This is a genomic window from Persicimonas caeni (assembly GCF_006517175.1).
GTDB lineage: Bacteria > Myxococcota_A > Bradymonadia > Bradymonadales > Bradymonadaceae > Persicimonas > Persicimonas caeni.
Genome location: NZ_CP041186.1, coordinates 6663261 through 6680490 on the forward strand (window position 1 = coordinate 6663261; position 17230 = coordinate 6680490).

The following is a 17230-nucleotide window of genomic DNA, read 5'->3' on the forward strand; positions in this document are numbered from 1 at the left end:
GCGTTCAACTCCCACGCTACACCGACAATCCAAAGATCATCACCAGCGCCATGGCGAAGCCGGCGACGCCGAATAAGAGCAGCTCGCCCCAATGCCGCTTGCGGAACGCCAACGACATGGCGATGAGCGCTTGCAGCAAGAAGTAGCCGGCGAAGATGCGCGACGCGACCGCGATCGCCTGGGTGACGTCGGCGAGCATGACCAGCGCCACGCAGGGCGCCACGATGATCGGGTAGGTGTACTTACGATTCAGCTTCTTGTCGGTCGCCTCGACCAGCAGGTCACTGCGCGACGAGAGCGCATTGACGCCGGCCGACAACTGGCTGGTGATGGCGGCGACCAGAATCAAGAAGGGCAGCATCGGGGTGACGACCTCGCCGATCTGAATGATGGCCACCGGCCTCAACTCGGGGCGCACGACTGCAAAGGCGATCAGCGTCGATGCGATAAGCAGCACGAAGACCACCCCGGACACGAGTTGAGCAGTTCGCATCGTCGAGATGCGAAAACTAGCGTCCGGAAAGCGGTTGCGCATGTAGCGCGACGCCTCGAACCCCTGCACGATCGCGAAGAAGCCGAAGAGCTTGCGCAGTCGGTCGGGGTCGTTGGGCGGATTGTATTCGGGGATGACCCACTCGCCGGTGACGAACATCTGGACGTTGAACACGATGAATCCCGCCAAGATGGCCAACACCGCGGCGATATTGAAGGCGGTCGTCTTCTCGCCCAGGGCGTTGAGCTTGCCGAGGCCGAACAGGTAGCCGATGACGCCCAGGGCGACCAACACGGCGGCGGCAGCGAGCGAAAAGAGCTGTTGGCTCTGCACTCCGAACGGCAAGAAGACCAGCGCGCTCATGAGCTTGATATAGTACGCGATATTCGCCACGGAGGCGGCCAGAAGCGCCCAGCGTGAGAAGCTCGAGATGCGCCCGAGCGGGTCGTCGGTGCCCAGGAGGGGCTCGAAGTACTTCATGTTGTACGACATCACCACGCCCACCAGCGCGCCGGTGAGCACCAGCAGCAACATGAAGATGGGTGAGTCGACCCCGAGCAACAGCACGATGATCGGGGTCATCGCCAAGAAGCCCACGTCCATGATGTTAGCCAGGGGGACCACCGTGGCCTGGTACTTCTCCGAGCGCTGCACCTTCTTGGAGTACATCACCAGGCATAGCACCACGAGGGTGACGAGTATGACGACGGTGTTGATGGCGGTCCACAACATGGTTGCTCTCCTGCGAAGGCGTCCCCAATGTGCGCGTTCGCGCGTCCGTCAGGCCAAAGCTAGGGGCGAGTCGTCAGCGGCAAGTCTACGCAGTGCGCCCTGCAGGGCAGCAACGCCGGCTATTGAAGGAATTATTATTGAAGGGCGGACGAATTGCGGCGTTTGCGCGAGGCGGTGCGATTGGCCAAAAGCCACGTGGCTTATCTGCAGGACGACCGCCACGCGCAAACGTGTCTGGCCGTCCGCCCATCAATGGTAGTTCCACCTCAAATGTCATGCTGTGCACTGACGAGAGACGACAGCAGCGAGCGCGACTTGAAATGAAAGTGGGTCATCCCCTGAAATTGAAGTTGGAACGTGGTCCGCACGAGGCGGCCACCAGATTTCACTCCAGGAGGATGACCCATGCGAAACTATAAGATCGACAACGATGTGATTGCAACGACGCGCAAACTGTGGATGGGAATCGACGCCCACAAGCGCACGCTGCATGTGACAGTCATCGACGATGACGGTGAGATGGTGCTCTCGGAGTCGCTGCCCCACGCCAAGGAGCATGTGGTCGGGCTGGTTCGTCGTCTCGAAGACGCCGATTTCGTTGCTGTGTATGAAGCAGGACCCACTGGCTACAAGCTCTTGAAATGGCTCGAAGAGCTCGGCTGTGATGCGTTTATGGTTCCGCCGACACATGTGCGCCAGAAGAAGGGCGGAAAGAAGATCAAGACCGACGAGCGCGACAGCTACGATTTGGCCGAGCAGGCTCGTGCTGGCATGCTTCCGGCCGTTCACGCGCTCGACGAGGATACGTACTGCGAGCGGCAGGTAGTGCGTACCCGGGGCCAGCTGGTCGAACACCGCAGCCAGCTCAAGGCTCAGATCAAGTCGCTGCTGCTGTTTCACGGCGTCTCGGCGCCGGACGATTTGAAGGCCAACTGGTCGAAGCGATTCATGCGCTGGCTCGAGGAGGGGCCGACCGGTGACGAGAATCTCGACCTAGCGATTGAGGCGCTGGTGGGCGTCATCTACAGCTTCGACAAGCAGATTAAACGGCTCGAGGGGCGACTTCGCCAGATGGAAGAGAGCCAAAAATGGGCCGATGAAGCCGAGTTGTTGCGCAGCGTGCCGGGGATTGGCGCGCTGACCACGATGCTCCTTTTGCTCGAGCTCGGTGACGTGAGTCGTTTCGATCGCTGCGAGGAGTTTTCGAGCTGGCTTGGGCTTGTGCCAGGCGAGTGGTCCAGTGGAGATGGGCAAAACAAGGGCTCAATCACGCGAGCGGGCAATAAACGAGCGCGCTCAGCCCTGGTCGAGTCGAGCTGGACGCTGATCGGCAAAGACGCCGGGATGCGGGCAGTCTATGAGCGCATCAAAGCCAAGAGTGGCGCCGGTGTGGCGATCGTGGCGGTGGCGCGAAGGCTCGCGCTGGCGATACGTGCAATGCTTCGAGACCAAAAAAGTACGAGTACAACCCGATAACAGCCTAAAGAGAATCACCATCTGCTGAGTAGATCAACCGTTTGAACAAGCACTTGTAGATGAACCAAACGACAGAAATGGCAGCTTTGAGGTAGCGGGCATTGGCCATGCTCGCGAGGGACGACCGCGGCCTGCTATTCGTGCAGCCACAGGACTCACGCCCTCAAATGGCGGCGTCCCACATACCGTAAAAGACACAGGGTGCTAGGCGTCCATTGCGACGACCACGTATAGGAAAGAGAGCATGTCCTCGCTAACCGCGAGCCGCCACCAAATCGATTGCGAATCCGCAAGCTGCAAGGAGATCAATTCGACCGATTTTGCCAATCAGGGGACTTGATCACACACATAGGAATAGCAGGCGTGGGAGCCCTGCAAGGCGTTCAACTCGCCCAACCGTAAAACAGCGCCAGCAGAGAAATATCGCCCCTAGCACGCCGTCACGCAGAGTTTTCGCGTGGCGTGACGCAACGAATCGCAGAAATTGCCGAAAACCGTAGTGAGGAGTCGTACAGGCAAACATTTCTCACTACGGGAGCGAACACATGAGACGCTTTTGGCAAATCTACGTTCATATCGTCTGGGCCACGAAAGGCCGCAGTCACATCATCAAGGGGCAACTCGAACGTCCCATGCACAGTGCGATTCGGGACAAAATGCGCGAATTGTCGATGGTGCCGGTCTGCGTGAACTCGGCGTGGAACCACACGCATTCATTGGTGAGCTGGAATCCGTCCGTTTCAGTCGACGACGCTGTCGAGCAGTTCAAGGACGCCGCCGTCGAGAAGTGGAAGACGCTGCGTCAGAAGCGGGAGTTGGACGTTCCACTTCTGCAACTGCAAGACGGGTACTCCGCATTCTCGGTAAGTCCCAAGCACGTCGATTGGGTGAAAGACTACGTCGCGAAGCAAAAGAAGCGCCACAGCACCGGCAAGATTGTCGATGAGTGCGAGATCTGGACGTAGCCACGTGGCTTGTCTGCAAAGCGATCCCCACGCGCAAACGTGTCTGGCCGTCCGCCCGTCAATGGTAGTTCCACGTCAATAGCGGGCGTGTGGGTCCTGCAGGGCGTTCGATTCGCACGCCCTGCAGACAAGCAACGCCGGCTATTGAAGGAATTATTATTGAAGGGCGGACGATACGCGGCGTTTGCGCGAGGCGGTGCGATTGGCCAAAAGCCACGTGGCTTATCTGCAGGACGACCGCCTCGCGCAAACGTGTCTGGCCGTCCGCCCGTCAATGGTAGTTCCACGTCAATAGCGGGCGTGTGGGTCCTGCAGGGCGTTCGATTCGTGCCGAGCGGCGTACATAATCGCATTGTGCGTGCGAATCGTCCCTCCAATCGGGAGCACCCCATGAAAGAGCAACTTCCTTCGAGTTTCGGTGTCGTCGGCCTGGGTCGTATCGGCGGCGGGTTGGCCCGCCAGGCCCTGGGCAAGGGCATCGCGGTGGTCGGCCACGACACGAGCGAGCCGCCGGACGAGCTGGTCGACGCCGGCCTCGAGTATATCGACGACGTCTCGCTATTCGCCGAGCGCTTGGACCGGCCGCGGGTCGTCTTTTTGTACGTGCCCGCCGGGGCGGTCGTCGACGAGGTGTGCGAGGAGCTCGCCCCGGTGCTCGACGACGGCGACGTCATCGTCGACGGGGGCAATTCGTATTGGGGCGACTCGCTTCGCCGCTACGAGCGCCTCAAAGAGGAGCACGGCGTGGAGTTCGTCGACTGCGGCACAAGCGGTGGCGTGCGCGGGGCCGAGCAGGGCGCCTGCTTTATGGCCGGGGGCACCCGGCAGGCCTTCGAGGTGATCGAGCCCGTCCTGAAGGCGCTGTCGGTCGACGGAGGCTACGTCCACTGCGGCGGCCCGGCGGCCGGCCACTTCGTCAAGCTCGTCCACAACGGCATCGAGTTCGGCATGTTGCAGGCCATCGGCGAGGGGATGCAGCTGCTGGAGCGCTACCGCGACGAGTTGCCTATCGCCGAAGTGTTGCGCACGTGGACCAACGGCTCGGTCATTCGCTCGTGGCTCGTCGAGCTCATGGAGGAGCAGTACCGCGCCCAGGGCGGCACCGGCGACATCCCGCCGTTTGTCGAGGACACCGGCGAGGTAAATTGGTTGGTCGACGACGCGATGCACATGGAGGTGCCCGTGCCGGTCATCGCCCAGTCGGTCATGCAGTTGTTGGCGTCGCGGGACAGCGACCAGACATGGGCGCGGGCGGTGGCCCTGATGCGCCACGGGTTCGGCGAGCATCCGTTCGGGGCGGATGAAGGGGTGGAGCATCACCGCAAGAGTAGTCGGTTGGGGCCGTTTCCGGGGGCGTGATGGCCCCTTGCCTGCTCCCCCAGCTCCGGTCGCGCTGCGCGCTCCCTTCGCAGGGGGCTATCAACGCTCCCTTCGCAGGGGGCTATCAAAACGAGGATTTCGCTCTCCGAGCTCCAGGTGGCGTAGGTATGTGAGTGATGCGTGGCCCACGCCACACGAACTCCCTGGCAACTCGCTCCGAGAACGAAAGGTGGTGGCTCGAGCTCAGCCGACATGCTGCAAGCTCGAAGAGCGTTACCCGATTTGATAGCCCCCTGCGTAGGCGGAGCCGGAGCTGGGGGCGGGTAGGTCTTAGGTGTATCGGTCAACGCCCCAGGTCGAGGCGTCGGATGATCTTGTTGTAGACCCCGAACGCCAAGAAGGTTGGCGCCCACTGGCCCACAAAGAGGCTCTTTTCGCCCTCGCCCACCGCGCGCAGGTAGGCCGAGCCGGCGACCGAGGCGAGCGCCGCCCACACGAAGAAGTCCGACGGCAGGCGCGAGGCCTGGTGGCCGATGGACGTCTTGCGCCGCGAGTCGCTCTGTTGGGGGCGATAGCTGGTCTCTCCGGTGCTGATTCGCTGTTGGGTGCTCACGTGTCCCTCCTGGTTGAGTGGTGGAGTGCGTTGAGTGCCGGAAACTGCCCGAGTGGCTAAGTTTAGGCACAGGTTGGTTGGATTGGAGGGCGGACCTTTTAGATGCGCGCCGCCAATTCCCCCCACCTCCGGTCGCGCTGAGCGCTCCCTTCGCAGGGGGATAAGTAAAGACAAAGAGGTCTACTATGTCCCATCACCCCATCGCCGAATACGCCCTGTTGTCCGATTGCCACGGCTCCGCGTTGGTCCACCGCGCCGGGTCCATCGATTGGCTCTGCATGCCTCGGTTCGACTCGCCGGCGGTGTTTTGCCGGCTGCTCGACGAGGAGGGCGGGCATTGGTCGATTCGGCCGGTCGGGGAGTTCGAGGTCGAGCGGCGTTACCTGGACGGCACGTTGGTGCTCGAGACGACGTTTACGACGCCCGACGGCGAGCTCGTGCTGCTCGACGCGTTGGCGTTGGCGCCCAACGAGGAAGCGCACGGCCACGACCTGGGGGCCGACGCGCCGCATTGCCTGATTCGTCAGGTGCGGTGTACGCGCGGGGAGGTCGACGTCGAGATCGAGTTCCAGCCGCGCCCGGAGTACGGGCTCATCGCGTCGCTGACGCGGCAGGTCGACGGCGGTGTGTTGGCGCGGGGTGGCGCGAGCGCGTGGATGTTGTCGTGCGACGTCGACGAGGATGTCGAGCAGTCGGTCGTGCGCTCCGAGTTGTGCATGCGCGAGGGGGATTGCCGACGGTTTGCGCTGCAGTACGCCAGCATTTTGGACGCGCGTCCCGAGGCGTGGCCGCCGGCGCGCATCGGCGAGCAATTCGAGACGACCTGCGAGGCGTGGCGGCACTGGCAAGAGATGCACCAGTCTTACGAGGGGCCGTGGCGTGACCTGGTGTGGCATAGCGGCCGGATTCTGCAGGCGCTGAGCTACTACCCGACCGGGGCGATCATCGCGGCGGCGACGACGTCATTGCCCGAGACGGTCGGCGGGGAGCGCAACTGGGATTACCGATACACCTGGGTGCGCGACGCCAGCTTTACGCTCGACGCGCTGTGGGTGGCCGCGTGTCCCGACGAGGCCGAGAAGTTTATCGACTTTCTGGCCAACGCCGCGTTCACCAAGATCGAGCGCGGCCACGATATGCAAATCATGTACGGGATTGCCGGGGAGCACGACCTGAGCGAGCGCGAGCTGGGTCATCTGGCGGGGTGGCGAGGCAGCCGGCCTGTGCGCGTGGGCAACGGGGCGTGGAACCAGCGCCAGATCGACGTCTACGGTGAGCTGCTCGCCGCGGTTCATCGGCTGCGTGAGCACTTGGGCGAGGTCGACGAGCTCACCAAGCGCTTTTTGGTCCAGGTCGCCGACGCTGCGTCCCGTTGCTGGAAACAGGCCGACCAGGGCATCTGGGAGGTGCGCGGCGAGCCGCGCCACTACCTGTACTCGAAGCTGATGTGCTGGGTGGCGATGGACCGCGCCATCGCGTTGTCGGATTGGTTGGAGGCGTCGCACAGAGTCGACGCGTGGGACAAAGCGCGCGAGGAGATTCGCCGCGCGATCCTCGACGAGGGGTGGAACGAGCAGGTCGGGGCGTTCACCCAGTCGTTCGGCGACGACGCGCTCGACGCTTCGAGCCTCGTGATCCCGCTGGTGGACTTCCTGCCCGCCGACGACGAGCGAGTGCTGGCCACCGTCGACGCCATCGAGGAGCACCTGACCGACGAACACGGCCTGGTCTATCGTTACCTGCGAGACGACGGGCTGCGCGGCGAGGAGGGGAGCTTTTTGCTGTGCACCTTTTGGCTGGCTCACGCGCGGGCCCTGGCCGGTCAAACCGAGCACGCCCGCGCCATCTTCGAGCGCGCCGCCTCGTACGCCAACGATCTGGGTCTTCTGGCCGAAGAGGTCGACTCCGAGACGGGCGAATTGCTCGGTAATTTTCCGCAGGCCTTCAGCCATATCGGATTGGTCAACGCGGCCTGGGCGATTCAGCAGGCGGAGGCTTGAACGGTGGATGTCACCGGAATCGTTCGTAATTTTGGGTTAAGATGAGTTGGAGTGGTCTCGTGGCTCGACAACAGGTCTATGCTGCGGAGGCCGTGTACTCACAAGGAGGGACTCATGGCGGCTCGATCGAAGGAACTCATAAAGACACCGTACCGGGAGCGATGGGGGTGGGTGGCCGCACGCGGCATCTTTGCCCTCCTTTTTGGCGTCATTGCGCTGATCTGGCCCGGTATCAGCCTGTTCGCCCTGGTCATTCTGTTCGGCGCCTATGCGCTGATCGATGGGATTGCCTCGCTGGCGTTTGCCGCGAGCGGGGGCAAGACGCCGTCGGGTAGGACGTGGCCGCTTGTGCTGATGGGCCTTGCGGGCATCGGCGCGGCCGTCGCCGCGTTTGTGTGGCCCGGGGTGACCGCGTTCGTGTTGTTGTGGATCATCGCAGCTTGGGCCGTGGCCACCGGAATTCTCGAGGTCATCGCCTATTTCTCGTTGCGCAAAAACCTGGACCATTCCTGGCTGCTGCTGGCGAGCGGGCTGTTGTCTATCGCGTTCGGCGCAGCATTGATGCTGTGGCCGGTGGCAGGGTTGCTTACGGTGGTGGTGTTGGTCGGAGTCTACGCCATCTTGGCTGGCCTGACGCTGCTCGCGCTGGCGTTCGCCATGCGGCGTTCGCTCAAACACAAGACCCCGGTCGATCGGCGTCAAACGCCCCCGGGTGAGCCGACGCCTGCATGAGCACGGGGGAGAACATGCTGCGGGACTTCTTGGCGCTCGAGTCGAACTGGTGGGTGTTTTTCGTGCTCACCTTCGTCGTCTTTTTGGCGATGGTCGAAGTCGGCTACCGGTTTGGCCGCTGGCGCCGCAAGCGGCAGGCCGATCCGGCCGAGCAGAAGTCTCAAACGGGCACCGTGCTCGCCGCGCTGTTGGCGCTGTTGGGCTTTTTGTTGGCCATCAGTTTCGGGGTAGCCGCCGACCGGTTCGGAGAGCGCAAAGCGTTGGTGCTCCAGGAAGCCAACGCCATCGGCACGACGTTTTTGCGCACGGACTTTCTCGACGAGCCGCACCGAACCACCGTGCGCCAGTTGTTGCGAGGCTACACCGCCTCGCGCATTCAATACGTTCGGCAGGGGGATTTCACCGACCTGGACGCCGCGCTCGAAGGCGCCGCCCAGGTCCACGACGAGTTGTGGCAGGTGGCCGACGTCGTCGCCGAGCAAAACCCGCGGTCGGTTCCTGTCGGCTTGTTCATCGACTCGCTCAACGAGGTGATCGACCTGCACGAGGAGCGGGTGACGGTGGCCTTTCGCTACCGAGTCCCGCCCAGTCTGTTGTGGACGCTGTACCTGGTCTCGGTGTTGGCGATGGGCACGATGGGGCTGCACTTTGGCCTGAGCGGCACGCGCAGCTTGGCGGCGACGGTGGCGTTGATCGTGTCCTTTGCAGCTATCTTGCTGCTCATCGTCGACCTCGATTCGCCGACCCAGCGGCTCTTCGATGTGTCTCAGGACCCGTTGGTCGACACGCTGAAGACGATGGAGGAAGCGCGCGCCCGTGAGCCGCCGGTCGGCGGTGGGCCGGTCGAGGAGTAGTCTTACGAAGCGTGAACAAAAGCGCCCCGGAGCGGACACCGCTCCGGGGCGCTTTTGTGTGTGGTCAGACCATGGTTCGGTCAGACAAAAGGTTGACTCACGCCTCACTCACGCCGGCGACGCAGGCGCGGGGCGAGCACGAAGAGCAGGGCGAGCATGGCGGCCAGGCCGTTGGACGGGCCGTTGGTGCTGCTGCAGCCACAGCCGTCGTCTTCGGCGGCGTTGGCGTTGGTGTTCGTGTCGGTGTCCGGTTCGGTGTCGGTGCCCGGGGTGTCGTCGCACACGTCGCCGATGCCGTCTTCGTCGGCGTCGGCCTGGTCGGCGTTGGCCGTCAGCGGGCAGTTGTCGGCGTCGTCGAGCACGGTGTCCTCGTCGTCATCGTTGTCGCAGGCGTCGCCGAACTCGTCGGAGTCGGTGTTCGTCTGCTCGGCGTTGTCGGTCAGCGGACAGTTGTCGGCGTCGTTGTCGACGCCGTCGCCGTCGAGGTCGCCGTCGCATTCGTCGCCCGCGCCATCGGCGTCGAGGTCGGCCTGGTCGGCGTTGGCGACGGCCGGGCAATTGTCGGCGTCGTTGTCGATGCCGTCGCCGTCGAGGTCGCCGTCGCAGGCGTCGCCGGTGCCATTACCGTCGGTGTCGGCCTGGTCGGCGTTGGCGACAAGGCGGCAATTATCCGCGTCGTCGGCGACGGTGTCGTCGTCGCTGTCGGTGTCGCGGTAGTCGGGCGTGCCGTCTGCGTCGGTGTCGACTGCGGGCGTGGACGGATCGTCGTCGCCGGCCTCGTCGGCGTCGAGCAGGCCGTCGCCGTCGGAGTCGTCGTCGAGGGCGTCGATGATGCCGTCCGCGTCGGTGTCGGCGGGGGCGTTGCCCGAGCCGTCGGCGTACTCTTCGCCGTCGCCAATCGAGTCGCTGTCGCTATCGGTGAGCGTCGGGTCCATGCCCGCGGCGGTCTCGTCGACGTCCGAGACGCCGTCGCCGTCGGTGTCCTCGTCGCAGGCGTCACCGATGGAGTCACCGTCGAGGTCTTCCTGGTCGGTGTTCGCCGCGGTCGGGCAGTTGTCGGCGTCGTCGGCGACGGTGTCGTCGTCGCTGTCGGTGTCGCGGTAGTCGGGCGTGCCGTCCGCGTCGGTGTCGACTGCGGGCGTGGACGGATCGTCGTCGCCGGCTTCGTCAGCGTCGAGCAGGCCGTCGCCGTCGGAGTCGTCGTCGAGGGCGTCGATGGTGCCGTCCGCGTCGGTGTCGGCGGGGTCGTTGAAGTCGCCTACCTCGTCGGTGTCGGAGATGCCGTCGCCGTCGGAGTCCTGCGAGGCCGGGTTGAGGCCGTTGTCGGTCTCCCAGGTGTCCGGAAGGCCGTCAGCGTCGGCGTCGAGGTAGCTCACCGTCACGGTGACGTCGCGCGAGTCACTCGCCGTTCCGTCACTCGCCGAGAGGGTCAGCGTGTGGTCGCCGGCGTCGGCGTAGCCCGGCGTCCAGTTGAAGTCGCCGGTGCCGGCGTCGATGGTCGCGCCGGTCGGCAGCGGCTGGACGTCGTAGGTGAGCGTGTCGCCGTCGGGATCATCGGCGGCCACAACAAAGGTGAGGGCGGTGCCTTCGGTCACCGTCAGCGGGCCCTGCGGGGTCGGCGCAGTGAGCACGGGGGCGTCGTTGATCGGGTTGACCGTGATGGTGACCACGGCCGTGTCGACGCTGCCGTTGCCGTCGGCGATGGCGTAGGAGAACGAATCGGTGCCGTTGAAGTTGGCGTTCGGGGTGTAGGTGACCGTGCCGTCGCCGTTGTCGGTCGCGGTGCCGTTGGCAGGCGTGTTGACCGTGGTCACCGTGAGCGTGTCGCCGTCGACGTCGACGTCGTTCGCCAACAGGTCGATCGTGACCTGCATCTCTTCGTCGGTCGTGGCGGTGTCGGCGACGGCGTCGGGCGCGTCGTTCACACCCGTGAGGGTCACGTCGACCTGGGCGGTGTCGGTGCCGCCGTTACCGTCCGAGACCGTGTAGGTGAACGAGTCGGTGCCGGCGAAGTCGGCGTTGGGCGTGTAAGTGATCGTGTTGTCGGCGTTGATCGTCACGGCGCCGTGAGCCGGCGTGTTCGTGGCGGTGACGCTGAGCGTATCGCCCTCGGGGTCCGAGTCGTTGTCGAGCGGGGACAGCGTCACCGGGGTGTCCTCGGTGCCGCTTGCGGTGTCGTCGACGGCATCCGGGGCGTCGTTGACCGGGGTGATGGTGAGCGTGACGCTCGCCGAGGCGGTGCGCGAGCCGTCGGAGATTTCGTAGGTGAAGCTGTCCGAGCCGTTGAAGTCGGCGTCGGGCGTGTAGGTGAACGAGCCGTCGGCGTTGAGGGTCAGCGTGCCATGGGCGACGTCGGTGAGCACGCCGGTGACGCTGAGCGGGTCATTGTCGGGGTCGGTGTCGTTGCCGAGTACGCCGGGCGCCGAGACGTCGAGCAGCGCGTCTTCGTCGGTGGTGTAGCTGTCCGCGTTGGCCACGGGAGGCACGCCGCCGCCCCAGGTGAGCGCGTTGACCATCAGCTGGGTGCCGTCGGTATTCGACTCCCAGAAGTCCGAGCGGATGTCCGAGGAGGGCGGAAAGAAGTTCAGGCTGACGGTGCGACCGTTCGACGGGGTCAACGCCGCCACCAGGGGCAGGCCGTTGGACCAGCTGGCGACGAGCTCGGCGCCCGAGGTCAGCGTCGCGCTGGCGTTGTGGTAGCTCGACGAGCCGCCGTCGAAGGTGTTCACGCCTGCCAGAAGCTCGTGGTTGGGGAGCTCTTTGACCAACGTCAGGCGCGTGTTTTGGTCTTGGCCGCTGCCGGTGATGGGGGCGTAGCCGGCCGAGATGAAGCGGCCCTGCAGGCCGAGGGAACTCGAGGAGCCCTGCATGCCGAAGGTGGCCAGCACGACGTGGCCGCCGGCGTCGACGTAATCCGCCAAGACATCGCCGAGGGCGACCGGGCTGGCGAAACTGCTATTCGAGTAGACGAGCACCGCGTCGTATTGCTGCAATTCGGTCAACGACGGGGTGGCCTGATTCGCGTTGTGGAGCGTGATGCTCGTAAACGCGCCCGAGCCCTGCAGCTTCGTCTGGACGTCGGGCACATAACTCGGATCGGCGTGATAGATCCCGATATCTTGAGCGAAGCCCAGGGCGGGGAGCAAGAGGGTGAGGATGACGCCGAGCAGCGCTGCAAAGGCAGGGCGGCTCGGTTGGAGGCGCGAGGAGATGCCTGGTTCTCTATACATCTTGTCAGCTCTCTGAGGGGAAGTTCGAAAAGGCCATCGAGTGGCCGCTGAACGGTTGCATTTGCCCCCCAAGGGTGTTGTGCGCAGGAGCAGTCTATCGGGTGGGCAGGGGAGATGAAAGTTGATTGTGTGACTTTCTGGAGGGGCCGGCGAGATAACTCGTCACCTTTCGGTCTTTCGGGCTTATATTTCGCCGTGAGCGACGCGCGCCAGCAAATGTGCCACAAACTCCTGGAGGGACACGATGCCCGAGACGCGCAAGCAGACCGTGGAATTGCCCGACGCCGGACTCTTCGTCGACCATATCGGCGCCAGCGAGTTAGCGATCTATTTCGGATACGAGGGGGCCCTGGTGCCCCCGGGAGACGGCGCGAAGCTCGACGACGCGATCCGCACGCAGATCGAGAGGCTCTCCAAGCTGTGCCTGTTCGGCGTCGTCAGCGAGCGCGACGTATCCGAGCTGCGCGAGTGTGTGGGGCTCGATTCGGTGGTGTACGTGGGAAATCACGGCTTCGAGGTGGTCGCCGCGCACGGAAAGCGCATCGACCCCAAGCCGGGAGACGACTATCTGCCCGACCTGGCCGAAGTCGGCCACGAGCTCTCCCGGCTCCTCGGCGAGCAGGCGGACCGGCTGATCCGCCACCGGTTTTTGCACAAGCTGACCCTCGATGGACTCGAGGCCGACGAGGCGGCCAGGCTCGAGGAGGTAGTCGACGAAGTGCTGGCCAATCGCCCCGAACTGACGGCGGTGCGATCGACGGACGCCGTCGAGATCATGCCGGCGGTCGGCTGGCACGAAGGCGCGGCGATGGAGTGGGCGCTCGAGGCGATCGAGCGGGATACGCCGGGGGTCACGCCGGTCTACGTCGGCCCGTCGAGTCATCCCTTCGACCCATTTCGCTTCCTGGGCGAGCGCGGCATCTCCATTGTGGTTGGGGAGCCCGGTGAGAAGGGGGCGTCGGCCGATTTTTGGCTGCCCGATACCGATGCAGTACTCGACTTTCTCGTGCATCTGACCGAACACCTCGACCGGGTGTTGAGCCGCGAGGGGTGGATGCTGCGCTACGACAAGTACGACCCCGACAAAGAGGGCACCCGCGAGTCGCTTTGCACGCTGGGGAACGGCTATTTCGCCACCCGGGGCGCTGCGCCCGAGGCCGACGCCGACGATATCCACTACCCGGGCACCTATATCGCTGCCTTCTACAATCGCCTGAGCACCGACCGCGCGGGGCGAAAGGTCGAGAACGAGGACCTGGTCAACCTGCCGAACTGGCTGTCACTGAAGTTTCGCATCGATGGGGAGGAGTGGTTCGATCTCGACGAGGTCGACATCGAGTCGTACGAGCAGACCCTGGACATCAAGCACGGACTCTTGCACCGCCACGTGCGCTTTCGCGACCGCCTGGGGCGCACCACGAAGGTCGACCAGACCCGCTTCGTGCACATGGACGATCCGCATCTGGGTGGGCTCAAGACCACGGTGAAGCCGGTGGACTGGAGCGGTGTCCTCGAGATTCGATCGGTGCTCGACGGACAGGTCGTCAACGACAACGTGCGAAGTCACGCCGAGCTTCGGAAGCGTCACCTGGAGGTGCTCGACCTCGAGGAGGTCGACTCGCACACGGTGTTTCTTCGCGTGCGCACCGTGCAGTCGCGCCGCGAGGTCGCCCAGGCCGCGCGCACCCAGGTCTATCGCAACGGGGAAGTGGCCGATGCCCACGCTTCGTTTGTGCACGACGTGGCCGGTGAGGTGGGCCACCACTACGTGGTCGACGTCGAGCGCGACGACAAGCTGGTGGTCGAGAAACTGGTCGCGATGTTCAATTCGCGTGACGTGGCCGTCTCGGAGTGCGGCTACAACGCCCAAAAGCATATCCGGCGCGCGCCGCGCTTCGACGAGGCCGTGGTGAGCCACCAGCGCGCGTGGAATCATATCTGGCGTCGCTTCGACATCGGCATGGTGTGCCGCGGAGAGTGTCGCATGGACGCCATGCCGGTGATGATCTTGCGCCTGCACGTCTTCCACCTCGTCCAGACCGCCTCGCCGAACACTCGCGATATCGACACAGGCATTCCTGCGCGCGGCTGGCATGGCGAGGCGTACCGGGGGCACGTCTTTTGGGATGAGTTGTTCATCTTCCCGCTGCTCAACCTGCGCATGCCCGAGATTACTCGCGCGCTGCTCCTGTACCGCCATCGTCGCCTCGACGAGGCGCGCCACCGCGCGTGTGATATCGGCTGCAAAGGCGCGCTCTACCCCTGGCAAAGCGGCAGCGACGGCGAAGAAGAGACCCCCATGGCCCACTACCAGCCCGATTCGAAGAGCTGGAAGCCCGAGAACACCTGGCTGCAACGCCACATCAGCGCGGCGGTCGCCTACAACGTCTGGCAGTACTACCAGGTCACCGGCGACCTGGAGTTTTTGGACCGCTACGGCAGCGAGATCATCCTGGAGGTGGCGCGTTTCTATGCCAATCTGGCCACCTACAACAACAAGATCGACCGCTACGAGATTCGGCATGTGGTCGGCCCCGATGAATACCACGACCGATATCCGGGGGCCGAAGAGCTAGGTGTTCACAACAACGCTTACACCAACTTGATGGCCGTCTGGGTGCTCACCCGCGCGCTCGAGGTCCTCGAGTTGTTGCCCCGGCGGCGAGCCATCGAGCTGTGCGAGCGGCTGCACGTGACGCACCGGGAGGTCGACAAGTGGCACGACGTGAGCCGGAAGATGCGCGTGATTGTGCTCGACGACGGGCTCATCAGTCAGTTCGAGGGCTACGAAACCCTCGAGGAGCTCGACCGCGATCGCTACCGCCAAGAGTATGGAGGCCTGCAACATATCGCAGCCGTGCTCGAAGAAGAGGGGAGGGACATCAACGAGTACAAGATCTCGAAGCAGGCCGACGTGCTCATGCTCTTCTACCTCTTCTCGGACAAAGAGCTGCAGGAGCTATTCGCGCGTATCGATGTCGAGTTCGACGAGGAGATGGTGGGCCGAAACGTCGACTACTACCTCGAGCGCACCGCCCACGGGTCGAGCCTGAGCCGAATCGTACACTCGTGGGTGGAGGCCGACCGCAACCCGGCGCGGGGTTGGGGGCTCTTTACCGAGGCGCTGCTCAACGACGTGGCCGACACCCAAGGGGGAACCACTCCCGAAGGCATCCACCTGGGGGCGATGGCCGGCACCGTCGATATCGTCGAGCGCAGCTTCGTCGGTTTGGAGATTCGCGAGGACGTGCTTCGGTTCAAGCCAAATCTGCCCGACGAAATCGAGTGGCTGCACGTCAACCTGCGCTATCGGGGGCACTCGTTGGCCGTCACGCTGCAGCACGACGAGTTGCGGGTGACCACCGACGAGAGCTGCGCGCCGCCCATTCAAGTTGGCTTTGGCGACGATGTCTTCGAGATGAGCGGCCTCGAGTCGCGTGTGTTCTCACTACCGTGTCACTGAACTGTGACAGAGAGATTGAAATGCTGACGGGGTTTGTTTGTTTTGGGTAACGTCCGGCGTCGTTTGGTCCGCTCGACGCCATGATTCTTTCCGTCAGTATGAAAGAGGAGTAGATGCACTATCGAGAACGTCCATCCATTTCGGTGTGCGGCGAGCCACCGTTGCAGGGGCGAAGAGGACAGGAGGCCGAGGTGGCTGACCTCGTGACCGATGGAGCGGAAGCGCAGATTCAGTTCGAGGCAATCTTCGAGCATAGTCCGAACTCGATGGCCTGCGCCGATCCTCAGCGCCGGTTGATCAGGGTCAATCAGAAGTTCACGGAACTGTTTGGCTACACTGAACAGGAGTGCTTGGGGCGCACCACCAAGTTCCTGTATGCCCACCCGGAAGAATATGGGCGCACGGGAGAGCAGCGCTACAACGTCGATGCGCCGCTGCAACCGGACGCGTATGTGACCGAGTACCGCCGTAAAGACGGCACGACGTTCTTCGCCGAGACCACCGGCGTCCAATTGCGTGATAATGATGGCAGTCTCATCGGATTCATAGGGGTGCAGCGTGATCTGACCGAGCAAATCGAGTTCGAGGCCGAGCGGCGTCGGCTCAATGAGGCGAGGAGTGAGTTTGTGGCGATGGTCAGCCACGAGCTTCGCACCCCGCTGACCGCGCTGCTGGGTACGCTCGACCTTCTCGGGAGGCGGGGCGCCGAGCTTCCCGGGGGCGTGGACCGGCTCGTGGCGATGGCGCTTCGAAACGGCAGGCGTCTCGGGGCGCTCATTAACGATATCCTCGACGTCGAGAAGATCGATAGCGGTCAACTGACCATGGAACTCGATTTCTTCGACGTCTGTGACTTGGTCGACGATGTCGTGCTCGGCAACCAGAGCTTTGCCGAGCAGCACGATGTCGAGCTGCGGCTATCTTGTTCAGCGCGTGCGGCAGAGGTGTGTTTGGACGCGGGTCGTTTCGAGCAGGTGCTGACCAACTTGCTCTCCAACGCGATCAAATTTTCGCCGTCCGGCGAGGTCGTCGAGGTCGTTGTGCAACGTGTTTGGGGCAATCGGGTTCGCATCGAGGTGTGCGATCATGGCCCGGGCATTCCCGGTGAGTTCCAAGGCCGCATCTTCGAGAGATTCGCGCAGGCCGGCACCAAGCCGGTGCGTCGGACTCCCGGCACTGGGCTGGGGTTGAGTATTGCTCGAGGCTTGACCGAAAAGATGGGGGGCAGCATCGGCTTCGAGACCGAAGAGGGCAACGGAACCACGATGTACGTCGAGTTTCCCCTGGAGGTTTGAGCGAGAAATGACTGAAATCTGACGCGAAAGCGGCTTGCCTGGCTGTGCCCGACGAAC

11 protein-coding genes are annotated in these 17230 nt (G+C 63.7%); 8 read left to right on the forward strand and 3 right to left on the reverse strand.

Going from position 1 to position 17230, the window contains the following annotated elements:
- Nucleotides 1-16 precede the first annotated feature (16 nt).
- A complete protein-coding gene (locus FIV42_RS24740; RefSeq protein ID WP_141200289.1) occupies nt 17-1225 on the reverse strand; it encodes a hypothetical protein in 1209 nt (402 codons plus the stop codon).
- A 405-nt stretch (nt 1226-1630) separates the two neighbouring features.
- Here FIV42_RS24740 and FIV42_RS24745 point away from each other — a divergent pair, with 405 nt between their 5' ends.
- The 3 genes from FIV42_RS24745 (at nt 1631) to FIV42_RS24755 (ending at nt 5025) form a co-directional block, all read left to right on the forward strand.
- Nucleotides 1631-2701 carry an IS110 family RNA-guided transposase gene (locus FIV42_RS24745; RefSeq protein WP_141200290.1) on the forward strand — a complete coding sequence of 357 codons (1071 nt, stop codon included), beginning with the start codon at nt 1631-1633 and terminating at the stop codon, nt 2699-2701.
- A gap of 545 nt (nt 2702-3246) precedes the next feature.
- Entirely contained in the window at nt 3247-3666 is a 420-nt protein-coding gene (locus FIV42_RS24750; protein ID WP_141200291.1) for a transposase, read from the forward strand.
- A gap of 390 nt (nt 3667-4056) precedes the next feature.
- Nucleotides 4057-5025 (forward strand): NADP-dependent phosphogluconate dehydrogenase, encoded by a 969-nt coding sequence (locus FIV42_RS24755; protein ID WP_141200292.1) that lies wholly within the window; start codon nt 4057-4059, stop codon nt 5023-5025.
- Nucleotides 5026-5329: 304 nt separating this feature from the next.
- Here the strand turns inward: FIV42_RS24755 and FIV42_RS24760 are convergent, their stop codons facing one another.
- Nucleotides 5330-5599 (reverse strand): hypothetical protein, encoded by a 270-nt coding sequence (locus FIV42_RS24760; protein ID WP_222615310.1) that lies wholly within the window; start codon nt 5597-5599, stop codon nt 5330-5332.
- Between the two features lie 185 nt (nt 5600-5784).
- On the opposite strand from FIV42_RS24760, the gene FIV42_RS24765 reads away from it, so the two are divergent.
- The 3 genes from FIV42_RS24765 to FIV42_RS24775 all read left to right on the forward strand — a co-directional run bounded on the left by FIV42_RS24765 (nt 5785) and on the right by FIV42_RS24775 (nt 9185).
- Entirely contained in the window at nt 5785-7599 is a 1815-nt protein-coding gene (locus FIV42_RS24765) for a glycoside hydrolase family 15 protein (RefSeq protein WP_141200293.1), read from the forward strand.
- Between the two features lie 114 nt (nt 7600-7713).
- Nucleotides 7714-8331: an HdeD family acid-resistance protein gene (locus FIV42_RS24770; RefSeq protein WP_141200294.1), complete on the forward strand. Its 618-nt coding sequence runs from the start codon at nt 7714-7716 to the stop codon at nt 8329-8331.
- Nucleotides 8328-9185: a bestrophin-like domain gene (locus tag FIV42_RS24775; RefSeq protein ID WP_141200295.1), complete on the forward strand. Its 858-nt coding sequence runs from the start codon at nt 8328-8330 to the stop codon at nt 9183-9185. Before FIV42_RS24770 ends, FIV42_RS24775 begins: the two co-directional genes overlap by 4 nt.
- 104 nt (nt 9186-9289) lie before the next feature.
- Here FIV42_RS24775 and FIV42_RS30795 read toward each other — a convergent pair whose 3' ends face one another.
- Nucleotides 9290-12415 (reverse strand): Ig-like domain-containing protein, encoded by a 3126-nt coding sequence (locus tag FIV42_RS30795; protein WP_222615311.1) that lies wholly within the window; start codon nt 12413-12415, stop codon nt 9290-9292.
- A gap of 244 nt (nt 12416-12659) precedes the next feature.
- Between FIV42_RS30795 and FIV42_RS24800 the strand changes: the two genes are divergently transcribed.
- Nucleotides 12660-15878, forward strand: a complete 3219-nt coding sequence (locus FIV42_RS24800; RefSeq protein ID WP_141200297.1) for a glycosyl hydrolase family 65 protein — start codon at nt 12660-12662, stop codon at nt 15876-15878.
- A 191-nt stretch (nt 15879-16069) separates the two neighbouring features.
- Nucleotides 16070-17173, forward strand: a complete 1104-nt coding sequence (locus tag FIV42_RS24805; RefSeq protein ID WP_168210922.1) for a PAS domain-containing sensor histidine kinase — start codon at nt 16070-16072, stop codon at nt 17171-17173.
- The last annotated feature ends 57 nt before the right edge of the window (nt 17174-17230 follow it).